A 24,501-nucleotide genomic window follows, 5' to 3' on the forward strand; every position below is an offset into this window, starting at 1 on the left:
CCATCGGTCAGCCTCCGTAGGCGGCCGCCGCGTCCGCCTCCAGCCGTGCCTGGGCGCCGTCGACGTCCTTCGGGTTCTTCAGGAAGTCCTGGAGGGCCTTCCACTCGCCCTTGCCGGGCGTGCCGCCGAACGCCTGCGGCGCCTGGTCGGACATGTCGAAGCGGAAGTCGTCACCGGCCGCGATGAGCGCCTCGGCCGTCTTCCGCTGCACCTCGTTGGGGTACGCGGAGGTGTCCACGGCCTTGTTCGGCGACAGGAAGCCACCCAGCTTCGCCTGGATCACCGCCGCGTCCGGGGAGGCGAGGAAGGTGGCGAGGGCCTGCGCGGCCTCGGAGTCCTTCAGGATGACGGCCGCGTCGCCGCCCGAGACCACCGGCGCGGTGTCGCCGACGGCCGGGAACGGGAACACCTTGGCGTCGGTGCCGACCTTCGCCTCGGTCTCCGCGATGTTGACCTGCACGAAGTCGCCCTCGTAGACCATGGCGGCCTTGGGCTGGTCGCCGCCGGTGAAGGTCTGCGTCACCGAGGCGGGGAACTCCGTCTGGAGCGCGCCGGAGGGGCCGCCCGCGACGTAGTCCTTCTTGCCCCAGATCTGGGCGAGGGTGGTCAGGGCCTCCTTGACCGAGGGGTCCGTCCACTTGATCTCGTGCTTGGCGAGCTGGTCGTACTTCTCCGGCCCGGCCTGCGACAGGTAGACGTTCTCGAACCAGTCGGTGAGCGTCCAGCCGTCCGCGCCGGCGACCGAGAAGGGGGTGACGCCGGAGTCGTAGACCGTCTGCGCGGTGCTCAGCAGTTCGTCCCAGGTCTTGGGCTCGGCGGCGCCGGCGTTCTCGAAGACCTGGGCGTTGTACCAGATCAGGGACTTGTTGGCGGCCTTGTAGTAGACGCCGTACGGCTTACCGTCCACGGAGCCGATCTCCTGCCAGCCCGCGGAGTAGTTCTTGCCCAGCTCCTTGGTGGCCTCGGCGCCCAGCGGCTTGGCCCAGCCCTTGTCGACGGCCTGCTTGATGGCGCCGGGCTGCGGCAGCATCGCCACGTCCGGCGGCGCTCCGCCCGCGATCTTCGAACCGAGGAAGTTGATGATCGGGTCCTGGGCGGGGACGAACGCCACCTTGGCGCCGGTGCGCTTCTCGAACTCGGCGAGGACCTTCTTGAAGTTGTCCTGTTCGGCGCCGGTCCAGACGGCGGCGACCTCCAGGCTCTGGCCGTCCAGCCGGGGGAGGGTGACGGTGGCCGCGGTCTTGCCGCCGCCCTCCGCGCCGCTCTCGCCGCCCTTGTCGCCGTCCCCGCCGCCACAGGCGGTCAGGGAGAGGGCGAGGGCCCCCGCGGCGACGACGGCCGCGGTCCGCGCGGCTCTGCCTGTCCGGATGCTGTTGCTCGTCCGCATACCTGCCCCGTTCTTCGTTCCTCGTCGAACGCTCGGCGCTTTTCCCGTGCGGCTCTGGTGTACGCCAGGGGGGTGAGGGCGGCAAGGGCGCGTCCCGTGCCGGGCCCAAGATCGTAATGCCCTCGTGACCAGGGCCGGGGGCGGCGGGCGCCGGGCGGTCTACGCGCGTACGTCAGGGGCGGCCCGCGGGGTGTGGGGCGGGGCCGCGCGGGGTATCAGGGGCGGGGCTTCCCCGGTGCCGGCCCCGCGGGTGCGAAAGGCCGCCCGGGGCGCCCCCCGGGAGGGGCGGGGGCACCGGGCGTTCGGCGGGCCGGGCGGGTGGCCGGCGGATCAGAGCAAGGACGGCACCCGCGCCGCCGAGACCTCCCGCGCCGCCCGCTCCAGGGCACTGGCCAGCAGCGCCAGATCGGTCGGCCCGTTGCCCAGCTCGCGGACCGGGCGCCGGGCCGGCGGATCGCCCATGCGGTGCCACTCCAGCGGGACCACCGTGGGCCGCAGCGTCGCCGTCCGCGGGATGCGGCCGGTGACCCGGCCCGCCTGGAACACCGCGTCCCGGCCGTCCGGGTACGTCAACCGCCCCCGGCCGGGGGCCGGTTCCTCCGGGCCCGGCACGGGCGCGTCCAGCGTGACCCGCAGCGCCGCCCGGCGCACCGGCTCCGTCTGCGCCGTACGGCCCCCGGGGCCGGCCGCGGCCACCAGGTGCACCCCGAGCCGCCCGCCCTCGCGCGCCACCGCCTCCACGGCCCGCATCACCGAACCGGCGGCAGGCCGGCCCGGCGAGCCGAGCGGGGGCGCGACCAGGGCGTCGAGGTCGTCGACGACCACCACGAGCCGCGGCAGCGGCGGCGCCGCCTCCGCCCGGCGCCGGGCCGCACCGGGCCGCAGCCGCAGGGTGGAGCTGGGCGGGGAGTCGAGGTCCCCGGCGCCGGATATCGCCCCCGGGCCGCCGGTCGCCGTGCGCGGGGCCGCCGCCCGGCCCGCCCCGCCCCCGGCGGCCCCGGAGTGCAGGACGTGCCAGTCGGCGAAGTCACCGCGGCCCAGCAACTCGGCCCGCCGCTTCAGCTCGGCGCTGAGCGACTGGGCGAACTCCCGCATCCGCAGCGGGTCGTTGGCGGCGAGATGGGTGGTGACGTGCGGCACGTCCGTGCAGACGTGCAGGCCCTCGCCGTGCGCGGTGCCCGCGCCGACGGCGTCCCGGCCGTCGACCAGCACGATGCCGAGCCGGTCGGGGCGTTCGGCCGAGGCGAGCGAGGCGACCAGCGCCCGCAGCAGTTCGGTCCGTCCGCTGCCGGGCGGCCCCTCGACCAGCAGGTGGGGGCCCTCCGCCGCGAGGTCGGCGCCGACCGGGCCGCGGGCCCCCGCGCCGAGGACGGCCTGCGCCCGTCCGCCCAGCGTGTCCGGGTCGTCGGCCGCGTCCGCCCAGCGGGCCATCAGGGAGGCCGGGGTGGCCCGTGCGAGGCCCAGCTCGTCCAGGAGCCGGGCCGCCTGCGGCAGCGGCGCCGACACGCGCGCGTGCCGCCCGCCCGAGGCGTTCGCGGCCCGCAGCGGGGCCAGACCCCGCGCGAACCGCTCCGCCCACGCCGGGGAGACCGCGTCCACCCTGCCGAGGGTGCCGTGCCCGGCCGGCCCGCCGGGCGACGTCCCGTACGGCGCGACCCGCAGCAGCCGCAGGGCGGTCGCCACGTCCCCGCTGAGCAGGGCGACGGCACCGCAGCGCCGGAACACCGGCGACACCGAGCAGGCCGCCTCGTAGGTCCGGGCGACCGGCGAGGTGGGGGAGGCGGCGGCCGTCTCGGCGAGGCACACCACGTGCACCCCGGCCCGCGGCCCCTCCACCGCGAGCCGCACCAGCGCCTCGCGTTCCTCCGCGCCGCCCGGGTCCCCGTCCACGACGACCACGGTGAAGGGCCCGGCGAAGCCGTGGGGTCCGGCCGCGCCGGCTTCCGGCCCGGCCGCGCCCCCCGGGGACGGCGGGGCCGCCGGGGGTGCCGGGGGAGTGCCCGAGCCCGCGACGGGCTGGACCGGGATCGCGCCGGAGCCGGCCGTGGCGACCGTGCCGCCCGGACCGGCCGGTGTGCCCCCCGGCCCTCCGACGCCCCTGGTGTCCCTGATGTCCCGTGCGTCCCGGGTGTCGGCCAGGTGGTCGTCCAGGCGGCGCAGCAGCTCCCGCGCGCGGGCCGCGCTCTGCTCCCGGTCGTAGGCGAGCAGCAGCCGGCAGTCCTGGCCGTGCGCCGGGCGCAGGTGCGGCAGCCAGCCGAGCCAGGACCACTCCGCCTCCCGCTCGGCGAGCGGACGGGAGCGGTCCGCGCTGATCAGCACGATCTCCAGCACGTCGGGGGAGTGCAGCGCGGCGAGCTGCGCCACGACCGAGCGGGCCAGCCCGGCGAGCCGTTCGCGGGGCCCGGCCAGCCCGAGCGCCCCGGCCTCGCGCAGCCCGGCGGTCACCGGGACGGCCGGCAGCGGTGTCCCCGCGCCGGGTACCACCCGGTCGGCGGTACCGAGCCGCACCGTCAGCGCCTCCGGATGCCCCGGGCCGCGCTCCCACAGCCGCGGGCCCGGTCCGAGCGCCGTCAGCAGCAGCGCGGCCGGGTCCGGCCAGGTCTCCGGCGCCGGGGCGGGGCCGGCCGGCGGTCCGGCGGGGGCCGCCTCCTCGTCGTCCGCCGCGTACGCGTCCGCCCCGGTCGCCTCCTGCGGGCCGCCGCGCCCGCCGGTCAGCCGCCGCGCCCACGCCCCGAGCCCGCCACGCCGACGGGTGCCCTGGTGCGCGTCCTCCGGCGTGTCGCGCCGGCCGCCCCGGGCGACGTCCCGGGGCACGTCCGTGCCCCGCAGCGGCGTCCCCTTGCGGCCCGTGCCCTCGCCGGGACCCGCGAGGCCCGCGGGATCGGCCGGGGAAGCCGCGCCGAGCGACGTGGCGCGCGGCGGGCCGCCGTGGCTCTCGATGCGCGGGGCGCCGCCCTGCCCCGGCACCACCGGCTGCCCGCCCGGTGCCGTGCCGGGTCCGGGCGTGCCGTACGCCGTAGTGCCGTGCCCCGGCGTGTCGAAGTCCCGCGTGTCGTACGCCGCCGTGCCGTGCCCCGGCGTGCCGTCACCCGGGGCGCCGTACGGCGACACGCCGGGGCCCGCCGTGCCGTACCCCGCGTCGCCGTAGGCGTGGTGTGTCGGCGCGTCCGGCGCGCCGACCCCGCCGGGCCCGCCCGCGGGGGGCGTCGCGCCACCCGGCGGCAGGGCGGACACCCGGATGTGTCCCTCGCCGTCCGGCGTCGTCGCCACCCGCGCCGCGGCCGGGGCGGCGGCGGGCACCAGCCGCAGCGCCGACTCGCCGATCCGCAGCAGCGCGCCGGGCGTGAAGCGGACCGGGCGTTCACCCACCCGGACGCCGTCCAGGGTGGTGCCGTTGGTCGAGCCGAGGTCGGCGACGCGGACCCGGCCGTCGGGGGAGAGGGTGACCGCGCAGTGCGTCCGGGAGACGTCCGGGTCGTCGAGCGCGACGTCCGCGTCGGCCGACCGGCCGAGCCGGATCTGCCCGCCGTGCAGCAGGTGGACCCCGCCCGCGTCGGGACCGGCCACCACGTGGAGCTGGGCCGGCGCCCCGGCCGGCTCGGCGTGCGGATCGGGCTCGCCGGGGGCGCCCAGGGTGAGCACGGCGCCGTCGATCAGAGGGGGCTCGCCCAGGGTGCAGCGCCGGGCGTCGAGGCGCTGCGCGCCGGCGTAGAGCACCACCGGGCCCGAACCGGCGCCGTCCCCGCCGGGGACGGCCGCGGCGAGCGCCGAGGCGACCGCGGCCAGCGCCGTGCCGGCCGGCGCCGTGACCAGGGCGTCACGGCTCGCGGAGACGCCCTGCCCCGGTGGGCCGGACGGTCCCGGGCCGAGCGGGTCTACGACGGTCAGCCGGATCTGCATCGCCGTCAGCGGTCCCTTCGCGCGGGCGCCCGCGCGCCGGGGACGAAGCCGTTCTCCGCGGTCCCCCACCGCGGGCTTCCCCCCACGCCACACGAGCACGTCGGCCAGTAACTGGAGGCATCCTCGCACCTGACCCCGGCACCGTGCCCGTCGGCCGCCGATAAATGATCTTGAATGGTCGGCTCTGCCCGTAAAAATGCCCGACAGGTGACCTCTGGGCGATCGGATGACGCATGCTGGAGACCGGCTGTGTCCGGCTCCGGCAACCAAGCGATCAGGTCGAGCGTCTTCCCCTCGAAGCCGGGCACCGCGCCCCGCACACCGGCCGCCCGCCGTCCGCACCCCGGACCGGGCGGAGCGAGCGGGAGCACGGGAAGGAAACGGCCGCCGCCGCGCACGCGGCACTAAAGTGGGCCGTCGCAGCCGGCGGGCGACACCGCGAGCCGGTGGGCGACCCGGCGGGCGGACGGCCGGCGGACCAGCAAGCAAGCCAGCAAGCAACAGGGAGCGCATGACGTGCGGCCGGTAGGCAGCAAGTACCTCCTGGAGGAGCCGCTCGGTCGCGGCGCCACCGGGACCGTCTGGCGTGCCCGCCAGCGCGAGACCGCGGGCGCGGAGGCGGCCGTGGCGGGACAGCCCGGCGAGACCGTCGCGATCAAGGTCCTCAAGGAGGAACTGGCGAGCGACGCCGACATCGTGATGCGCTTCCTGCGGGAGCGCTCCGTCCTGCTCCGCCTGACCCACCCCAACATCGTCCGGGTCCGCGACCTGGTGGTCGAGGGCGACCTGCTCGCCCTCGTGATGGACCTCGTCGACGGCCCCGACCTGCACCGGTACCTGCGGGAGAACGGCCCCCTCACCCCGGTCGCCGCCGCGCTGCTGACCGCGCAGGTCGCCGACGCGCTCGCCGCCAGCCACGCCGACGGCGTCGTCCACCGCGACCTCAAGCCGGCCAACGTCCTGCTGCGGCAGACCGGCGACGAGATGCACCCGATGCTGACCGACTTCGGCATCGCCCGCCTCGCCGACTCGCCCGGCCTCACCCGCACCCACGAGTTCGTCGGCACGCCCGCGTACATCGCGCCGGAGTCCGCCGAGGGCCGCCCCCAGACCTCCGCCGTCGACGTCTACGGCGCCGGCATCCTCCTCTACGAGCTGGTCACCGGCCGTCCGCCGTTCTCCGGCGGCTCGGCCCTGGAGGTGCTGCACCAGCACCTGAGCGCCGAGCCGCGCCGGCCCTCCACCGTCCCCGAGCCGCTGTGGACGGTCATCGAGCGCTGCCTGCGCAAGAACCCCGCCGAGCGGCCCAGCGCCGAGAACCTCGCCCGCGGCCTGCGCGTCGTCGCCGAGGGCATCGGCGTGCACGCGAGCAGCGCGCAGATCGGCGCCGCGGACGGCGTCGGCGCCCTCCTGCTGCCCGACCCCACGCCCGCGCAGGTGCCGGGGGAGCCCGGCGCCGCCGACGCGACCCAGGTCCTGCCCCACGGCTCCCAGGGCGCCTTCGACCCGAACGCCGCGACCAGCGTCCTGCCGCACACCGGCGCCCCGGGCGGCCCCGCCGCCGACCCGACCGCCGTCCTGCCGCCCGTGCCGCCCGGCCCGCCGGGACAGGGCGGCCCCGACCCCGCCGACCCGCACCCCTGGCAGAACCAGCTCCGCGCCGCCCGCGACCGCAACGAGCAGACGCAGGTCCAGTACCTCGACCCGGGCGAGGACCCGCTGCGCCGCCGTCCCCAGCGCCAGGTCAGCCGCCCGCAGCAGCCGCCGCAGGGCTACGGCTACCCGCAGCAGCAGCCGTACGCGCCGCCGCAGCCGCCCCAGCAGCCGCAGCGGCCCCACCCGCAGCGGTACGCGCCGCCGCCCGCCCCCGAACCGCGGCGGCCCGCCCCGGAGCCCCGCCCGCCCCGCGAGCCGCGCCGGCGCGGCGCCAACCCGATGCGCATCCCCGGCCTCGGCTGCCTCAAGGGCTGCCTCTTCACGATCGTCATCCTGTTCGTGGCCGGCTGGCTGGTCTGGGAGCTGAGCCCGCTCCAGAGCTGGATCGGGGAGGGCAAGGGCTACTGGGCGCAGCTCGGCGACTGGTTCGGCTCGGTCACCAACTGGTTCCGGGACCTGGGCGACGCCGCGGGAGGCAACGGCTGACCCGGGCCGCGGCCCCCGCCGGGGCCCGGTAGGCTCCGGCGTCCACGCCCGGACACCGCGATGTCGGAGACTTGTCGACATCCGGCGGGTGATTCGGGCCGCCCGCACGGGTGCGGCCCGCCCGGGCGCGTAGGTTGGGCGACTGGGGTCCGGGTGTGCCGGCCGGAGGCGGGGCACCGCCCCGCGCGCCCGCGGCATCGGCACCACGCGTCGGTAGGAGCAGTCTTGGCACGGATGATCGGCAGCCGGTACACCGCCCACCAGATCCTCGGGCGGGGCAGCGCCGGCACGGTGTGGCTCGGGGAGGGGCCCGAGGGAGCCGTCGCCATCAAGCTGCTGCGCGAGGACCTCGCCTCCGACGAGGAACTCGTCGGACGCTTCGTGCAGGAGCGCACCGCCCTGCTCGGCTTGGAGCACCCGAACGTCGTCTCCGTGCGCGACCTCGTCGTCGACGGCAACGACCTCGCCCTCGTGATGGACCTGGTCCGCGGCACCGACCTGCGCACCCGCCTCGACCGGGAACGCCGGCTGGCCCCCGAGGCCGCCGTCGCCATCGTCGCCGACATCGCCGACGGGCTGGCCGCCGCGCACGCCGCCGGGGTCGTCCACCGCGACGTCAAGCCCGAGAACGTCCTGCTGGACATGGAGGGCCCGCTCGGCCCCGGGGGCGCCCACCCCGCCCTGCTCACCGACTTCGGTGTGGCCAAGCTCATCGACACCCCGCGCCGCACCCGCGCCACGAAGATCATCGGCACCCCGGACTACCTCGCCCCGGAGATCGTCGAGGGGCTGCCCCCGCGCGCCTCCGTCGACATCTACGCCCTGGCCACGGTCCTGTACGAGCTGCTCGCCGGCTTCACCCCGTTCGGCGGCGGCCACCCCGGCGCCGTCCTGCGCCGTCACGTGACCGAGACCGTCGTCCCGCTCCCCGGCATCCCCGACGAGCTGTGGCAGCTCCTCGTCCAGTGCCTCGCCAAGGCGCCCGCCTCTCGGCTGCGCGCCTCCGAGCTGGGCGCCCGGCTGCGCGAGCTGCTGCCGATGCTGGCCGGGATGGGCCCGCTGGACGTGGACGAGCCCGGCGACGACCAGGGCCCCGACCCCGACGAGCCCCCCGCCTTCGCCGCGCCGGCGGGGGAACCCGCCCGGCGCCGCGGGGCCGTCCCGCTGGTCCCCGGCGGCAGGCCGGCCGATTCCAACCGCGACACGCACACCTCCATGCGCGTCCCCGCCCCCGACGAGCTGGCCGGCGGCGCCCGCGGCACCGCCCGCGCCCCGCGCGCCTCCGGCGCCCCGCGCCCCGGTTCCGCCCGCAACCGGGCCGCCGCGCGCCGCCGCCGGCTGGCCCTCGCCACCGCCGCCGTCGCGCTGCTCGCCGCGGCCGGCGTCGGTACGTGGATCGCCACGGACGGTGACGGTGCCCCCGCCGGCCCCCAGGACTCGGGGAACTCGGCACCGGCCGCGCCGTGACCCCGGCCGGGCCGCCCGCGCGCCCGCACACCCGTGCCCATGACGCCCGCGGGCCCCGGTGCGGCGAGGGCCGCCCGGCGGAGCCGTTACGCTGGACGCGTGGCAGTCGTCGATGTATCCGAAGAGCTGAAGTCCCTCTCCTCGACCATGGAGTCGATCGAGGCCGTCCTGGACCTCGACCGGACGAGGGCAGACATCGCCGTGCTCGAGGAGCAGGCGGCCGCGCCCTCGCTGTGGGACAACCCGGACGAGGCGCAGAAGATCACCAGCCGGCTCTCGCACCTCCAGGCCGAGGTCAGGAAGGCCGAGGGGCTGCGGCAGCGGATCGACGATCTCGCCGTGCTCTTCGAGATGGCCGAGGAGGAGGACGACCCCGACACCCGTGCCGAGGCCGAGTCCGAGATGGAGGCCGTCCGCAAGGCGCTGGACGAGATGGAGGTCCGCACCCTCCTGTCGGGCGAGTACGACGCCCGTGAGGCGCTGGTCAACATCCGCGCCGAGGCGGGGGGCGTGGACGCCGCCGACTTCGCCGAGAAGCTCCAGCGGATGTACCTGCGCTGGGCCGAGCAGCACGGCTACAAGACCGAGGTCTACGAGACCTCGTACGCGGAGGAGGCCGGCATCAAGTCGACCACCTTCGCCGTCCAGGCGCCGTACTCCTACGGCACCCTCTCCGTCGAGCAGGGCACGCACCGGCTGGTGCGCATCTCGCCCTTCGACAACCAGGGGCGCCGCCAGACCTCCTTCGCGGGCGTCGAGGTGCTGCCGGTCGTCGAGCAGGCCGACCACGTGGAGATCGACGAGGCCGACCTGCGGGTCGACGTCTACCGCTCCTCCGGCCCCGGCGGCCAGGGCGTCAACACCACCGACTCCGCGGTCCGCATCACCCACGTGCCCACCGGCATCGTGGTCTCCTGCCAGAACGAGCGCTCGCAGATCCAGAACCGGGCCACCGCGATGAACGTCCTCCAGGCCAAACTGCTGGAGCGCCGGCGCCAGGAGGAGCAGGCCAAGATGGACGCCCTCAAGGGCGACGGCGGCAACTCCTGGGGCAACCAGATGCGCTCGTACGTGCTCCACCCCTACCAGATGGTCAAGGACCTGCGCACCGAGCACGAGGTGGGCAACCCCGAGTCGGTCTTCAACGGCGAGATCGACGGCTTCCTGGAGGCCGGTATCCGCTGGCGCAAGCAGCGCGAGAAGTAGACCGCGCGGAGGTCACGGGTGTTCCGCCGGGACATCCGCCCGCCGCTTTGTCGATAAGGCAACTGCTGTCCCAGGGGCGGCAGTTGCCTTTTTCGATGCCGCTTACGTACCCGAGGTGACAGTTCTTCATCCCTTTGTGTCCGGCATACGTTCCGTACCGGGACAACGCGCGCGGAACGACCTTGACGCCGACTTGAACATTCGCCAGGGTGATGCGCGGCATGCGCATTTCCGGGGCGCATGTGAACCGGGGGATCGTGCACAGCCACCCCGTCGATCACGGCCCCGCGCGCGGCCTCACCGACTATTTCGGCTACTGGGGGTAGCAGCTACATGACGAAGAAGACACGTGTCCGTGTCGCGCGCATAGCGGCCGGCGCGGTGATCGCCGCCGGTGCCTCGCTGACCGCCGCGGGCGCCGCGTCCGCCCTCGACATCGGTGTCAGCGCGGACGTGGCGGGCACCGGCGTCCGGGCGGGCCTCTCCGTCCAGGGCGGCGACGAGGACGGCGACGGCGACGGCTGCGACATCGGCACCGGTCCCGAGTGCGAGACCGGCGGCGGCGAGAACGGCGGCGGTTCCGGCGGCGAGGACAACGGCGGCGGCGAGAGCGGCGGCGGCTCGGGCGGCGAGGATAACGGCGGCGGCGAGAGCGGCGGCGGCTCGGGCGGCGAGGACAACGGCGGCGGCGAGAGCGGCGGCGGTTCCGGCGGCGAGGACAACGGCGGGAACGGCAACGGCGGCGGCTCCGGCTCCGGCGGCAACGAGACCGGCGGGAACGAGACCGGCGGCAACGGCAACGGCGGCAACGGCAACGGCGGGAACGGGAACGGCGGCGGCAACGGCTCCGGCGGCGGCTCCGGCTCCGGCGGCAACGAGACCGGCGGTGGCAACGGCTCCGGCGGCAACACCGGCGGGACCGGCGGCAACACCGGCGGCTCCGGCGGTACGGGCGGCTCCGGCAACGAGGGCGGCACCACCCCCGACGGCGGCAGCAACGACAACGTCACCCAGGACGAGGGCTCCTCGGCCCTCACCGAGACGGGCAACGCGTCCGACGCCTCGGCCCAGGGCGACGGTGCCCAGCTCGCCGAGACGGGCGCCGCGCAGACCACGTTCCTGCTGGTCGGCGCCGCGACGATGATCGCCGGCGGGATCGGCTTCCGGGTGCTCCCGCGCCTGGTGACCGGCCGCGACGGCGCCGCTGCCTGACGGTAGCCGCGCGCCCACCCACGGCACGCACGAGGGCCCGGAGCAACGGCTCCGGGCCCTTCCCGTCTCTCGCGCCCCGTGCCGGGACTCCGCGCACCCCCGGGTCAGACGCCCTGGCGCGCCAGGAGCACCACCGTGGCGACCAGCACCGCGAGCAGCACGATCAGCGCCGTCGGGTGGAGACCCGACAGGAAGTTGTTCTCCTGCTGCAACCGCTCGCGGCTGGCCCGGCACACCGGGCACCGGCCCTCGCTCACGGGCGCCGCGCAGTTCGCGCACACCAACCGGTCGTACGTCATGCGCCTCGCCCTCCTCGCAACCGGCTCTACCAGAACAACGCCCACGCGCGCGTGAACGTTCCCCCCTCCCACTGTGCCAGGTTCCGCAAGGGCCCGCCCCCGCTCCCCGGGGGCCCGCGACACGCCCGGGACGAAGGCGCGCGGGGACAAAACGCGCAACTGATGCGCAACCCCGACCGGTGACTGCGGCGGACTCCCCGGTTCGCGTAAGGTCACGCTCATCTACCCCCGGCGACCCGTGGTGCATCCGTGATCCGATTCGACAGCGTGTCCAAGGTCTACCCCAAACAGAACCACCCGGCCCTCAGGGACGTCTCCCTGGAGGTCGAAAAGGGCGAGTTCGTCTTCCTCGTGGGGTCCTCCGGCTCCGGAAAGTCCACCTTCCTGCGGCTGATCCTCCGCGAGGAGCGGTGCAGCCACGGCCAGGTGCACGTCCTGGGCAGGGATCTCGCCCGCCTCTCCAACTGGAAGGTGCCGCAGATGCGCCGCCAGCTGGGCACCGTCTTCCAGGACTTCCGCCTCCTGCCGAACAAGACCGTCGGCGAGAACGTCGCCTTCGCCCAGGAGGTCATCGGCAAGTCCCGCGGCGAGATCCGCAAGTCCGTGCCGCAGGTGCTCGACCTCGTCGGGCTCGGCGGCAAGGAGGACCGGATGCCCGGCGAACTCTCCGGTGGTGAGCAGCAGCGCGTGGCCATCGCCCGCGCGTTCGTCAACCGGCCCAAGCTGCTCATCGCGGACGAACCCACGGGCAACCTCGACCCGCAGACCTCCGTCGGCATCATGAAGCTGCTCGACCGCATCAACCGGACGGGCACCACCGTGGTCATGGCGACGCACGACCAGAACATCGTGGACCAGATGCGCAAGCGCGTCATCGAGCTGGAGAAGGGCCGTCTCGTCCGCGACCAGGCGCGCGGCGTCTACGGCTACCAGCACTGACACCGCCGCTCCCGCGCGGGTATCCACGGAAAGGCTTAATCAGACGCCATGCGCGCCCAGTTCGTGCTCTCGGAGATCGGTGTCGGTCTTCGCCGCAATCTGACGATGACCTTCGCGGTCGTCGTCTCCGTCGCCCTGTCCCTGGCCCTGTTCGGCGGCACACTGCTGATGAGCGACCAGGTCAACGCCATGAAGGGCTACTGGTACGACAAGGTCAACGTCTCCGTCTTCCTCTGCAACAAGAGCGACGCGGCGAACGACTCCAACTGCGCCAAGGGCGCGGTGACCGCGGACCAGAAGAAGCAGATCCTGGCCGACCTCGACAAGATGGCCGTCGTCGACAAGGTGACGTACGAGTCGCAGGACGAGGCGTACAAGCACTACAAGGAGCAGTTCGGCGACTCGCCGCTGGCCGGCTCGCTCACGCCGGACCAGATGCAGGAGTCGTACCGCATCAAGCTCAAGGACCCGGAGAAGTACCAGGTCGTCACGACCGCCTTCGACGGCCGGGACGGCGTGCAGTCCGTGCAGGACCAGAAGGGCATCCTGGAGAGCCTCTTCGACCTGCTGGACGGCATGAAGTGGGGCGCGCGGGCGGTGATGGCGCTCATGCTGGTCGTCGCGCTGATGCTGATCGTCAACACGGTGCGCGTCTCGGCGTTCAGCCGTCGGCGCGAAACGGGCATCATGCGCCTGGTGGGCGCCTCCGGCTTCTACATCCAGGCCCCGTTCATCATGGAGGCGGCGGTCGCCGGGCTCATCGGAGGTGGTCTCGCCTGCGCCTTCCTGCTGCTCGCGCGGTACTTCATCATCGACCACGGACTCGCGCTCTCCGAGAAACTGAGCGTGGTCGACTTCATCGGCTGGGACGCCGTGCTCACGAAGTTGCCGCTCATCCTCGCCACCAGCCTGCTCATGCCGGCCCTGGCCGCTTTCTTCGCGTTGCGCAAGTACCTGAAGGTGTGACGCATGCCAAGGGGGCCGAACGGTCAAGCGACCGTTCGGCCCCCTCGCGTTGTCCTAGACTCACCGGCATGTCAGGCCGTGACCTGTTCTGTCAGCCCCGCCGCGCACGCCACGGGGCCGCCCTGACCTTGGTGTTCACCAGTGTCCTCGCGGCCGGCGCCGCCACCGGTTCCCTGCCCGCGAGCGAGCCGGAGACCGCCGCCGCCCCGGCCGGCACCACCGCCGTCGCGCTCCGCCACGAGGACGTGGCCCGCGCCGCCGCCGAGGCGATGGCGGACGGCACGTCCCCCGTCGAGGCCGCCGAACGCGCGGTCAGCCGCAGCGGGGACCGCTGGGGCGCCGTGTACTCCCGGGGCGAGTACGAGGAGTTGGAGGAGGCCCTCGACGGCCGCTACACCGGCGTCGGCCTCTCCGCGCGCCGCGAGCGCGACGGCCGTATCGAGGTGACCGGGGTGCGCTCCGGCTCGCCCGCCGCCGACGCCGGCGTCCGCGCGGGCGACCGGCTGCGCGCCGTCGACGGCGAGAGGGTCGACGGGCGCCCCGTCACCGAGGTCGTCGCCCTGCTCCGCGGCGACGCCCTCGAGCGGCCCGCCGGCACCGCCGTCCGGCTCGGCCTGGAGCGTGGCACGCGCGCGTGGACCGAGACCGTCCGCCGCGCCCGGCTCTCCACGGACCCGGTGACCGTACGGACCCTGGCGGGCGGCGTCACCGTCGTCCGGGTCGCCTCCTTCACCAAGGGCGTCGGCGACCAGGTGCGGGCCGCCGTGGGCCAGGTCCCCGACGGCACCGGCGTCGTCCTGGACCTGCGCGGCAACTGCGGCGGACTGGTCGCCGAGGCCGTCACCGCCGCCTCCGTCTTCCTCGACGGCGGCCTGGTCGCCACGTACGACGTCGACGGCGACCAGCGTGTCCTGCACGCCGAGGCGGGCGGCGACACGGCACGGCCCCTGGTCGCCCTCGTCGACGGCGGCACGATGAGCGCCGCCGAACTGCTCACCGGGGCACTCCAGGACCGCGGACGGGCGGTCGTGCTGGGCTCCCGCACCTTCGGCAAGGGCTCCGTGCAGATGCCGAGCCGGCTGCCCGGCGGGTCGGTCGCCGAGCTGACCGTCGGCCACTACCGCACGCCCTCCGGCCGGGGCGTCGACGGCGCGGGCATCACCCCCGACCTGGAGGTCGACCCGGCCGGACCGGCCGCGCTGGAGCGTGCCCGCACGGTCCTGCGGGGACTGGGCCGCTGACCTCCGGCGGGGCCGCGCGCCGCCGGGGAAACGGCTTTCCCGGAACGGGCTCCGTAGTGCCAAAATGGGCCGCACTATGGCTAAGGAAAAAGGGCGCAAGCTGATCGCGCAGAACAAGAAGGCGCGGCACGACTACCAGATCCTCGACACCTACGAGGCCGGGATCGTCCTCACCGGTACCGAGGTGAAGTCGCTGCGTCAGGGGCGGGCCTCGCTGGTGGACGGCTTCGTGCAGATGGACGGCCACGAGGCGTGGCTCTACAACGTCCACGTCCCGGAGTACAGCCAGGGCACCTGGACCAACCACAGCGCCCGGCGCAAGCGGAAGCTGCTGCTGCACCGCACCGAGATCGACAAGCTGGAGTCGAAGTCCCAGGAGACCGGTCACACGATCGTGCCCCTGGCGCTCTACTTCAAGGACGGCCGCGCCAAGGTCGAGATCGCCCTGGCACGCGGCAAGAAGGAGTACGACAAGCGGCAGGCACTGCGCGAGAAGCAGGACCGGCGCGAGGCCGAGCGGACGATCTCGGCGATCCGGCGCCGCCAGCGGGCCTGACCGGCCCCCGGCGGGCCGGGAATACGCTGGCACCCGGCCGCGTTGGTCACGTACGATGGCACCAGCGCCTCACAGCGGGTGCGAGCCCCCTCCTCGGAGGGTTTGAAAAATCAACATGGGGATGATCGGTTTCGACAGCGGCTGTCGAAGCAGGGGAAGCGTGTCGAGGAAGCGGCCATGATCTCGTAAACCACAGGCCGAAACAAATAATCGCCAACACCAAGCGCGATTCCTCCCAGCAGGCCTTCGCCCTCGCTGCCTGATCTCAGGTAGCAAGAGCGAGCCTCCTACTACGGGAGTGTCAGCCCGGGGCTGTTCCCGACCCGGATCCTGGCATCAGCTAGGGGACTAAACCTCGATCCCGGTCACGGGGTGAAGAGGGAAACCACACAGTGACTGAGCCCGTCGGAGACTTGTCCGCGTGATCTCCGGGGCTGAGAAAAGCGCAGCGGACTGCACACGGAGAAGCCCTGGTTCCACACCGTTGGACGCGGGTTCGATTCCCGCCATCTCCACAATTCCCATGTGGGCGAAGGCCCCGCCGCTTCCGGGCGACGGGGCCTTCGCCATGCCCGCGCCGGGCGGGCCGCGACGCACCCGGGTGGCCTGTCATCCTGATGCTCCCCCCCCGGCCCCGCTCCGCGCGGCCGAGACCGCGTCACCCTCCGCGCCCTGTTCGCCGTCCGGTGACCGCCGCCACCCGGAAGGGACCGCCATGAAGCCGTCCGACGCGATCACCCCCGTGATCGTCCAGCCCCCGTGCACCGGCCGGGCCACCCGGCGATGACGCCTCCCGAACGCTCCGTCGGCGTCCCGGCGACCCGGGCGACGGCGCTGCGCCTCGTCCAGACCGCCGTGTACGCGGTGTGCCTGGTGGTGGCGGTCCTCTTCTTCCGTGACTCCTGGCTCTTCCTGCCCACCGTGATCGCGGCGGGCCCCCTGAATCACGTCCTGCTCCCGCATCTCTTCCGGGGCCGGGGCGGCGCGGGAGCGGGGATAGTTCCACCGGACCCCCCGGGGTGAGGCGGCAGGCCCCGCCGGGGCCGGGAAACGGCGGTGTCCTGGTCCTCGTGAGCGGGGCCTATCTGGTGATGACGCTCATCTGACCGTCCGGCTTCCGGCGGCGCGCGCCCGCCGGCGCCACGAGCAGGGCCAGCGCCGCCGCCGTCGCCGGGAGGGCGTAGCCCGTGGCGGGCGGGGTGTGGTCCGCGGTCCAGCCGCCGGCGGCGCTGCCGAGGGCGATGCCGGTGAGGAGGCCGGTCACCGCGAGGGTCATCGACTCGTTGAGGCGGCCCTCGGGGGCGCGTCGCTGGACCAGCGTCATGGTCGTGACCATGGTCGGCGCCGTGGCCGTACCGGCGACGAACAGCGCCGCCGAGACCAGGAGCACCGAGCCGGACGTGGCGGCCAGGAACGGCAGGGTCATCAGGACCGCCATCGCCGCCACGCACCACGGCAGCCGCAGCGCCGCCGACCCCGGCAGCCGCAGTGCCCCGTAGGCCAGGCCCGCCGCGCACGAACCGGCCGCCTGGAGGCCGAGGGCGACACCGGCCGCCGCCCGGTGCCCCTGCGCGTCGGCGAAGGCCACCGTGACGACCTCGGTCGCGCCGAACACCGCGCCCATGGCGACGCAGAGCGCGAGCAGCGCCGGCATCCCGGGGGAGCGGAGCGGCGCCCGCGCCGAGGTGTGCCGCACGGGCGGCGGCTCGGTCGCCCGCTGCGCGGCGAACAGCAGCGTCCCCGTCACCAGCAGCACCACTCCGGCCGCCGTGCCCGCCTCCGGGAACCACGCCGTGCACAGGAAGGCCGCGAGCACCGGGCCCAGCATGAAGCACAGTTCGTCCGCGGCCTGTTCGAGGGCGTGCGCGCTGTGCAGCGCGGCGGCGTCCCGGCCGACCAGGCGGGACCAGCGGGCGCGGGCCATGCCCCCGGTGTTCGGCGCCGTGGCCGTGGCGGCGTGGGCGGCGAACAGGGTCCACGCGGGGGTGCCCGCGCGGACGCACAGCACCAGGGCGAGTGAGCCGAGCGCGGCGAGCAGCGCGGCCGGCACGGCCACGCGGGCCTGGCCGTGCCGGTCCACCAGCCGCGCCACCCAGGGCGCGACCAGCGCCGTCACCGCGAGCCCCGTGGCCGTGACGGCACCGGCCAGGGCGTAGGAGCCGTACCGGGCGGCGATCATCAGCACCGCGCTCACGCCGAACATCCCCATCGGCAGCCGCGCGAGGAGGCTCCCGGCCGTGAACGCCCGCGCCCCCGGCAGCGCCAGCAGCCGGCGGTAGGGGCCGGGCGGCCGGTCCCGCCCGCGGGGACGGAAGTCGGCGAGGACCAGGGTGTCCGCCGTCAGGGCGGGCAACACCTGGGGCGGGCGGGGGTGTTCGGGCGTCGGTCGCGGCATGCGCCCACCGTCGCCCCGGGCCCGCCCGGCGGTCCAACACCTGTGCGCCACCCATTCACGCACCCACGTTGTAAATTCGGGGGATGTCCGCACCCGCCCACCTCGACCCCCGCCTGCTGCGCGCCTTCGTCACCGTCGCCGAGGAACTGCACTTCACCCGCGCCGCCGCCCGCCTGTTCGTCGCCCAGCAGGCGCTCAGCCGCGACGTACGGCGCCTGGAGCGCGAACTGCGCCGTGAACTGTTCGTACGCACCACCCGGCAGGTCACGCTGACGCCCGACGGAGAGCGGCTGCTGCCGTACGCCCGGCGGGTCCTCCAGGCCCAGGCCGATCTGCTCGCCGCCGCCGGGCAGGCCCGCCCGCTCCTGGTCGACCTCAACTCCCCGGGGCTGGCCACCGGCCGCGCGGTCCTGGAGCGCGCCCGCGAACTCGCCCCGGACCAGGAGCTGATGGCGCGCTACGAGAGCGGACTGACCGGCGCCGCCGCCGACCTGCTCGCCGGCCGCCTCGACGCCTCCTTCGGCCGCTTCGCGGGACTGCCCGCCGCCCTGCGCGCGGGACTCGGCCACCAGCCCGTGCGCCTGGAGGCGATGGCGGTCCTGCTGCCCGAGGACCACCCGCTGGCCCCGCTGGCGGAGGTCCCCCTCGCCGCCCTGGCCGGGGAGACGGTCTACGCCGGGGCCGGGAACCCGCGGACGCCGGAGTGGACCGACCTCGCCCGCGGCCTCTTCGAGGGACGCGGCATCGAGGTCGCGCCGCCCCATCCGCTGGCCGTCGGCGACGCGGAGTTCCGGCGGCTCATGGAGAAGACCCGCCACCCCGTCCTCGCCGTGGTGGGCTTTCCGGCCATGCCCGCCTCCGTGGTCCGCCCGCTGGTCGACCCCGTGCCGCTCTCGCCGGTCTCCCTGGTCTGGCGAAAGGGGCTGGTGCATCCCGCCTTCGACGCGTTGCGTTCGGCCGCCGCCCGGCTCGCGGCCGAAAACGGATGGCTGCGCGTCCCCGAGGGAGGGTGGATTCCGGCCAGTGACGCCGCTGTGATGTCAGTCCTTTAACCGGCACACGGCAACCACCTTTCCTCCGCGTGCGCTACATTCTTGGCCTGAGCACGGTGTGGTAGAGGGGGCGCGCGAACCTGGTGGGGGCCGGTTCGGCCGACGGGTGCTCGGAGTCGTACGCGCACCCGGAACCGTCCCGTGGGGGGAAGAGTGCGCGCGTGAAGAATTGGCAAAAAGACGCCCAACCGGAGTGGCCGGATGCGGCGTCCGGAATTCGTGATCTCCCGGAGGCACGACAGGATGGGGACGCCACTCAGGCGTTTCCGGCGAACGGGAGCTTCCCGGGGACCGGGAAGTCACCGATGAGCGGAACGACCGACGGACGCCCCGGCGGGGGCCCGGGGCCGGACGGGCCCGGTGCCCACGACGGGTACCCGGGCTCCGACCGGAGGTTCGCACACCCCGCGCCCGGCGCGCGCCGCCCCGGGAGGCAGATACCCGGGCCCGCCTCGTCGTGGCCCGAGGACGCCGCCGAGACCCGGCTCGTCGATCCCTACGCCGGCCCCGGCCGGGGGGAATTCCCCGGGGCGCGGACGGACCGGTGGCGCACCGGCCTCGACAGCACAGGCGGGAGCCCGATGGGCGCGGACAGCAGCGGCGGGGACGCCGGGGGCCAGGACGGACCCTGGGCCGGCATACCCCGCGGCGGTGCCGGACGGCACGGCGCCGGCCGGAGCGGGCCGGGCCACGGCCGCACGGCGCGGCACGGCAGGGACCGGGGCGCGGCGAGCCGCGACAGCGACCGGGGTGACATATCCCCCGGCACACCGCCGGCCCACGGGTTCCCCGCGACGGACGCCACGACCACCGCCTACCCCGACCCGGCCGCGGCCCGCTTCGCCGCCGAACCGGGCCCGTCCCCCTCGCACTTCCCCGATCCGGCCGCCCCGACCGCGGTCTTCCCCCGGGCGGGGGGAGCCCCACCGGCCTTCGCCGATCCGGCTGCCCCGATCACGGACTTCCCCGACCCGACCATGGCCTTCCCCGCCGGGGGACCGGCCACCGCGGCCTTCGCCGATCCGGCTGCCCCGATCACGGACTTCCCCGACCCGAGCACGGGCTTCCCCGCTCGGGGCCCGGCCGCCGCGGCCTTCTCCGACCCGGGCGCGCCGACCACCGCCCTGCCGGGCCCCGTTGCCGGCCCCGGCCCCGCCACCGCCGCGCTGCGCGACCCCTGGCGGGACCCGCTGGGCGCCGGTGTCCCGGAGGCCGAACAGACCCACGACCCGCACGAGGTGACCGTCCAGCTCGACGCCGTCCAGTTCGGCGACGGCGTGCTGCGCCAGGCCGAACGGAGCCCCGCCAAGGGCGGTCCGGACGGCTCCGACGGGCCGGTCTTCGTCGACGAGTCGGGCCGCCGCAGCCGCCGCTTCCGCCGGCTGGGCATCGCCCTCGGCATGGCCTGCGCGGTCTACGCGGTCGTGATCGTCAGCACCCTGCTGTCGGGCGACTCCGACGCGCCCTGGCTGCCCGTACCGGGCCAGGAGGAGGGGCAGCCGGCCGGCCGGGTCGACACCACCCCGCCGCCGGCCGAGTCCGCCGACCCGTCCGCCGGGGTGAGCGAGGACCCCCTCGCCGAACCGTCCGCCGACGACGCCACGACCACGGCACCCGGCGCCGGGACCACGGTGCCCGGCACCACGGGCGGCCCGAGCGCGCCCGGCGGCGCCGCCGACCCGCCGCCGGCCGCGACCGGGTCCGCCGGGCGGACCGCGGGCACCGACCCGGACCCGAAGCCGAGCACCCCGCAACAGCCCCCGCCGGCCGGCCGGCCGTCGCCCCCGTCCGGCGGCGAGTCGCCGGCCGACCCGAGCCAGCCGTCCTCGGCAGGACCGAGCACCGACCCCGGTGACGGCACCACCGCCAACGGCTCCGCCGACTCCACGCCCGTGGCCGCCGGCCGCGCCACCGCGCCCGTCGCCGGTTCGCGCGCCCCGTCCACGTCCCCATCCCTGTCCCCGGAGAACACTCTCTGATGGCCTCCCGCTCCCGCCGCCACAGGGCCGCGCACCGCGCCCGTGGCGGTGCCCGGCGTCCCCGCCTGCCGCTGCGCCTGCTGCTCCCGCTGGTCGTCCTCGCCTCGCTCGCCGCGATGCTCATGCTCCGCGGCTACGTGCACAGCGAGATCCTCGCCGACCACCGGGTGCGGCCCCCCGCCCCCACCGACCAGGTGCCGAGGAAGATCCTGGAGGGCGGGCCGGTCATCGACACCCGCGGCGGGCGCACCGAGGGCCTGTCCGTGCCCGACCACCGCCTCGTCCTCACCTTCGACGACGGACCCGACCCGGTCTGGACCCCGCGGGTGCTGGACGTGCTGAAGAAGCACGACGCGCACGCCGTCTTCTTCGTCACCGGCACCATGGCCTCCCGCTACCCCGACCTCGTCAAGCGCATGGTCGACGAGGGGCACGAGGTGGGACTGCACACCTTCAACCACCCCGACCTCTCCTACCAGTCGACCAGGCGCATCGACTGGGAGCTGTCGCAGAACCAGCTCGCCATCACCGGCGCGGCCGGCATCCGCACCTCGCTCTTCCGCCCGCCGTACTCCTCGTACGCCGACGCCATGGACAACAAGTCCTGGCCGGTCACCGAGTACATCGGCAGCCGCGGCTACATCACCGTCGTCAACAACACGGACAGCGAGGACTGGAAGAAGCCGGGCGTCGGCGAGATCATCCGCCGCGCCACCCCGCACGGCGGCAAGGGCGCCATCGTCCTCATGCACGACTCCGGCGGCGACCGCCACCAGACCGTGCGGGCGCTCGACCGGTTCCTGCCCGACCTCAAGGAGAAGGGCTACCGGTTCGACAACCTGACCGAGGCCCTGGACGTGCCCAGCGCCATGACCCGGGTCGACGGCGCCGAGCTGTGGAAGGGCAAGGCGTGGATCTTCCTGGTCCAGGCGTCGGAGAAGCTCACCGGCGCCCTGGTGGTCGGCCTCGCCGTCATCGGCACGCTGGTCATCAGCCGCTTCGTGCTGATGCTGCTGCTCTCCGGATTCCACGCGCGCCGCGTGCGCCGCAGGAACTTCCGCTGGGGGCCGGCGGTCACCGAACCGGTCTCGGTCCTGGTGCCCGCGTACAACGAGGCGAAGTGCATCGAGAACACGGTGCGTTCGCTGATGGACAGCGACCACCCCATCGAGGTCATCGTCATCGACGACGGCTCCAGCGACGGGACCGCGCGGATCGTGGAGGCCATGGGCCTGCCCAACGTCCGCGTGGTGCGCCAGCTCAACGCGGGCAAGCCGGCCGCCCTCAACCGCGGTCTGGCCAACGCCCGGTACGACATCGTCGTGATGATGGACGGCGACACCGTCTTCGAGCCGTCCACCGTCCGCGAACTCGTCCAGCCCTTCGGCGACCCCGGGGTCGGCGCCGTGGCGGGCAACGCCAAGGTCGGCAACAAGGACAGTCTCATCGGCGCCTGGCAGCACATCGAGTACGTGATGGGCTTCAACCTGGACCGCCGCATGTACGACGTCCTCGGCTGCATGCCGACCATCCCCGGCGCGGTCGGCGCCTTCCGCCGCTCCGCGCTGGAGCCGATCGGCGGCATGAGTGACGACACGCTCGCCGAGGACACCGACGTCACCATGGCGCTGCACCGCGCCGGCTGGCGCGTCGTCTACGCCGAGAACGCCCGCGCCTGGACCGAGGCGCCCGAGTCGGTCCAGCAGCTCTGGTCCCAGCGCTACCGCTGGTCGTACGGGACCATGCAGGCCATCTGGAAGCACCGCCGCGCCGTCATCGAACGGGGGCCCTCGGGCCGCTTCGGACGGATCGGCCTTCCCTTCGTCTCCCTGTTCATGGTCCTGGCCCCGCTGCTGGCCCCGCTCATCGACGTCTTCCTGCTCTACGGCCTCGTCTTCGGCCCGACCCAGAAGACGATCCTGGCCTGGCTGGGCGTCCTCGCCATCCAGGCGGTCTGCGCGGCCTACGCCTTCCGCCTCGACCGCGAACGCATGACCCACCTGATCTCGCTGCCGCTGCAGCAGATCCTCTACCGCCAACTCATGTACGTCGTGCTGCTCCAGTCCTGGATCACCGCGCTCACCGGCGGCCGGCTGCGCTGGCAGAAGCTGCGCCGCACCGGCGTCGTCGAGGCGCCCGGGGGCGGCGGCGCGGTCCCGCGCCAGCGTGCGCGCGGCGACGACGATCGGAGGCCCGTGGCATGACCCACGGATACCCGCCCGGCACCGGCAGGAGCCCGGAGCCGGCCGGCCCCTACGGAACCCGCCCGCCGGGCCGCCCCGGCGCGGACCCCTACGGTGCCGCGCCGGGGACCGGCCGCGCCGCCGGGGCGGGGGCGCCCCACGCCATCCCGTGGCAGAAGACCGCCGGGGCCGCCGGGATCGCCGAGAGCGCCGGGACCGCCGGGAGCGGGTGGGCCGCCGCGACCGGCGCGCACGCCGGCACCGGCTTCGGCGAGGCGGCCGGGACCGCCGGCGCCGCGGAGCCCGCCGCCGAGGCGCCCGCCCCGGCCCGGCCCGGCCGGGACCGCTACCTGGACGTGCTGCGTTCCGTCGCCCTGGTCCGGGTGGTGGTCTACCACCTGTTCGGCTGGGCCTGGCTGACCGTGCTCTTCCCCTCGATGGGCGTGATGTTCGCGCTCGCCGGCTCGCTGATGGCGCGCTCGCTCAAGCGGCCGGCGGCGAGCGTGATCCGCAGCCGCGTGCGGCGCCTGCTGCCGCCGATGTGGGCGTTCGCCGCGGTGGCGCTGTCCCTGGTGTTCGCGGGCGGCTGGAACCCCCGGGAGGACCCCGACCACGGCGGCACCTGGGGCCTGCTGTCCCTGCTGAACTACATCGTCCCGATCGGCGCCCCGCCCTACCCGGCCGAGACGGGGTTCCCCGGCGGGCTGCTGGAGAGCGGCTGGGCGGTGGATGCCGTCGGACCGCTCTGGTACCTGCGCGCCTACCTGTGGTTCGTGCTCGCCTCCCCGCTGCTGCTGTGGGCCTTCCGCCGGGCGCCCTGGCCGACGCTGCTCGCCCCGCTCGGGCTGACCGCGATCGTCGGCACCGGCCTGGTCACCCTCCCCGGGGAGACCGGCAACGCGGTCACGGACTTCGCGGTCTACGGCGGCTGCTGGGTGCTCGGCTTCGCCCACCACGAGGGCATGCTCCAGCGGATCCCCCGGTACGTCACGGTCTCCTGCGCCTCCCTGGTGATGGCCTTCGGGCTGTGGTGGGCCTCGGGCCACCTGGGCCCGGACGGCTGGGACCTCAACGACATCCCGCTCGCGCAGGCCGCCTGGTCCTTCGGCTTCGTCGTGATCCTGCTCCAGTACTCGCCGTCCTGGCGGGAACTCCCCGGCCGGCTCGCCAAGTGGGACAAGCTGATCACGCTCTCCAACAACCGCGCGGTCACGATCTACCTGTGGCACAACCTCCTCATCCTGCTGACCGTGCCCGTCATCGACCTGATGTACCGGCTGCCGTTCATGCAGAGCGAGCGGGCCTCCGCCGCCCTGGACAGCGCCTCCTCGCTGTGGATGTTCGCCCTGGTCTGGCCGCTGATCGGCCTGTCGGTGCTGGCCGTCGGCTGGATCGAGGACCTCGCGGCGAAGCGCCGGCCGAGACTGTGGCCGAACGGCGGCGGCCCGGCCGGCAGGGGCGGCGCCACACGGTCGGCCCGCCGGGGCTGACCCTCGGGGGCCGGTCCGGCGCAGGACCGGCCCCGGAGCCGCCGTACCCGGCGGCGCACCGTCGTGCGAGACTGCCCCGATCGCGGC

The 24,501-nt window shown here is 75.0% G+C and carries 17 protein-coding genes and 1 other RNA gene; 14 read left to right on the forward strand and 4 right to left on the reverse strand.

Annotation, left to right across the window (positions count from 1 at the left end; genetic code table 11):
• Positions 1-7 precede the first annotated feature (7 nt).
• Both VM636_RS18955 and VM636_RS18960 read right to left on the reverse strand, forming a co-directional pair.
• On the reverse strand, positions 8-1,387 hold the full coding sequence (locus VM636_RS18955; RefSeq protein WP_030418485.1) for an ABC transporter substrate-binding protein: 1,380 nt from the start codon (positions 1,385-1,387) through the stop codon (positions 8-10).
• A 330-nt stretch (positions 1,388-1,717) separates the two neighbouring features.
• Positions 1,718-5,287, reverse strand: a complete 3,570-nt coding sequence (locus tag VM636_RS18960) for an FHA domain-containing protein (protein WP_338485201.1) — start codon at positions 5,285-5,287, stop codon at positions 1,718-1,720.
• A 516-nt stretch (positions 5,288-5,803) separates the two neighbouring features.
• Here VM636_RS18960 and VM636_RS18965 point away from each other — a divergent pair.
• The 4 genes from VM636_RS18965 (at position 5,804) to VM636_RS18980 (ending at position 11,314) form a co-directional block, all read left to right on the forward strand.
• Positions 5,804-7,429, forward strand: a complete 1,626-nt coding sequence (locus VM636_RS18965) for a serine/threonine-protein kinase (RefSeq protein WP_030418483.1) — start codon at positions 5,804-5,806, stop codon at positions 7,427-7,429.
• 225 nt (positions 7,430-7,654) lie between these two features.
• Positions 7,655-8,896, forward strand: coding sequence for a serine/threonine-protein kinase (locus VM636_RS18970; RefSeq protein WP_053913915.1), 1,242 nt, complete (start codon positions 7,655-7,657; stop codon positions 8,894-8,896).
• Positions 8,897-8,995: 99 nt separating this feature from the next.
• Complete coding sequence (gene prfB, locus VM636_RS18975) at positions 8,996-10,102, forward strand: peptide chain release factor 2 (protein WP_030418481.1); 1,107 nt, start codon at positions 8,996-8,998, stop codon at positions 10,100-10,102.
• 333 nt (positions 10,103-10,435) lie between these two features.
• Positions 10,436-11,314 (forward strand): hypothetical protein, encoded by an 879-nt coding sequence (locus tag VM636_RS18980; protein ID WP_338485202.1) that lies wholly within the window; start codon positions 10,436-10,438, stop codon positions 11,312-11,314.
• A gap of 104 nt (positions 11,315-11,418) precedes the next feature.
• Here the strand turns inward: VM636_RS18980 and VM636_RS18985 are convergent, their stop codons facing one another.
• Positions 11,419-11,613: a hypothetical protein gene (locus VM636_RS18985; protein WP_053913917.1), complete on the reverse strand. Its 195-nt coding sequence runs from the start codon at positions 11,611-11,613 to the stop codon at positions 11,419-11,421.
• A gap of 249 nt (positions 11,614-11,862) precedes the next feature.
• Between VM636_RS18985 and ftsE the strand changes: the two genes are divergently transcribed.
• The 6 genes from ftsE (at position 11,863) to VM636_RS19015 (ending at position 16,338) form a co-directional block, all read left to right on the forward strand.
• Entirely contained in the window at positions 11,863-12,552 is a 690-nt protein-coding gene (ftsE, locus tag VM636_RS18990) for a cell division ATP-binding protein FtsE (RefSeq protein ID WP_030418478.1), read from the forward strand.
• A 48-nt stretch (positions 12,553-12,600) separates the two neighbouring features.
• Positions 12,601-13,518 carry a permease-like cell division protein FtsX gene (gene ftsX, locus VM636_RS18995; protein ID WP_030418477.1) on the forward strand — a complete coding sequence of 306 codons (918 nt, stop codon included), beginning with the start codon at positions 12,601-12,603 and terminating at the stop codon, positions 13,516-13,518.
• 68 nt (positions 13,519-13,586) lie between these two features.
• A complete protein-coding gene (locus tag VM636_RS19000) occupies positions 13,587-14,759 on the forward strand; it encodes a S41 family peptidase (RefSeq protein ID WP_199825492.1) in 1,173 nt (390 codons plus the stop codon).
• Positions 14,760-14,835: 76 nt separating this feature from the next.
• The gene (smpB, locus tag VM636_RS19005) at positions 14,836-15,315 is read left to right on the forward strand and encodes an SsrA-binding protein SmpB (RefSeq protein WP_030418475.1); all 480 of its coding nucleotides are present in this window, start codon (positions 14,836-14,838) and stop codon (positions 15,313-15,315) included.
• A 117-nt stretch (positions 15,316-15,432) separates the two neighbouring features.
• Positions 15,433-15,833, forward strand: a transfer-messenger RNA (tmRNA) gene (gene ssrA, locus VM636_RS19010).
• Between the two features lie 265 nt (positions 15,834-16,098).
• Positions 16,099-16,338 (forward strand): hypothetical protein, encoded by a 240-nt coding sequence (locus VM636_RS19015; RefSeq protein ID WP_159042127.1) that lies wholly within the window; start codon positions 16,099-16,101, stop codon positions 16,336-16,338.
• A 58-nt stretch (positions 16,339-16,396) separates the two neighbouring features.
• Here VM636_RS19015 and VM636_RS19020 read toward each other — a convergent pair whose 3' ends face one another.
• The gene (locus tag VM636_RS19020) at positions 16,397-17,710 is read right to left on the reverse strand and encodes an MFS transporter (RefSeq protein ID WP_338485203.1); all 1,314 of its coding nucleotides are present in this window, start codon (positions 17,708-17,710) and stop codon (positions 16,397-16,399) included.
• 83 nt (positions 17,711-17,793) lie between these two features.
• Between VM636_RS19020 and VM636_RS19025 the strand changes: the two genes are divergently transcribed.
• The 4 genes from VM636_RS19025 (at position 17,794) to VM636_RS19040 (ending at position 24,414) form a co-directional block, all read left to right on the forward strand.
• Positions 17,794-18,762, forward strand: a complete 969-nt coding sequence (locus VM636_RS19025; RefSeq protein ID WP_030418472.1) for a LysR family transcriptional regulator — start codon at positions 17,794-17,796, stop codon at positions 18,760-18,762.
• Between the two features lie 581 nt (positions 18,763-19,343).
• Positions 19,344-20,741 carry a hypothetical protein gene (locus tag VM636_RS19030; protein ID WP_338485204.1) on the forward strand — a complete coding sequence of 466 codons (1,398 nt, stop codon included), beginning with the start codon at positions 19,344-19,346 and terminating at the stop codon, positions 20,739-20,741.
• Positions 20,741-22,945, forward strand: coding sequence for a glycosyltransferase (locus tag VM636_RS19035; RefSeq protein WP_338485205.1), 2,205 nt, complete (start codon positions 20,741-20,743; stop codon positions 22,943-22,945). Before VM636_RS19030 ends, VM636_RS19035 begins: the two co-directional genes overlap by 1 nt.
• Positions 22,942-24,414, forward strand: a complete 1,473-nt coding sequence (locus VM636_RS19040; RefSeq protein ID WP_338485206.1) for an acyltransferase — start codon at positions 22,942-22,944, stop codon at positions 24,412-24,414. Before VM636_RS19035 ends, VM636_RS19040 begins: the two co-directional genes overlap by 4 nt.
• Positions 24,415-24,501: the final 87 nt, after the last annotated feature.

The sequence above is a fragment of the Streptomyces sp. SCSIO 75703 genome (genome assembly GCF_036607905.1).
Lineage (GTDB): Bacteria > Actinomycetota > Actinomycetes > Streptomycetales > Streptomycetaceae > Streptomyces.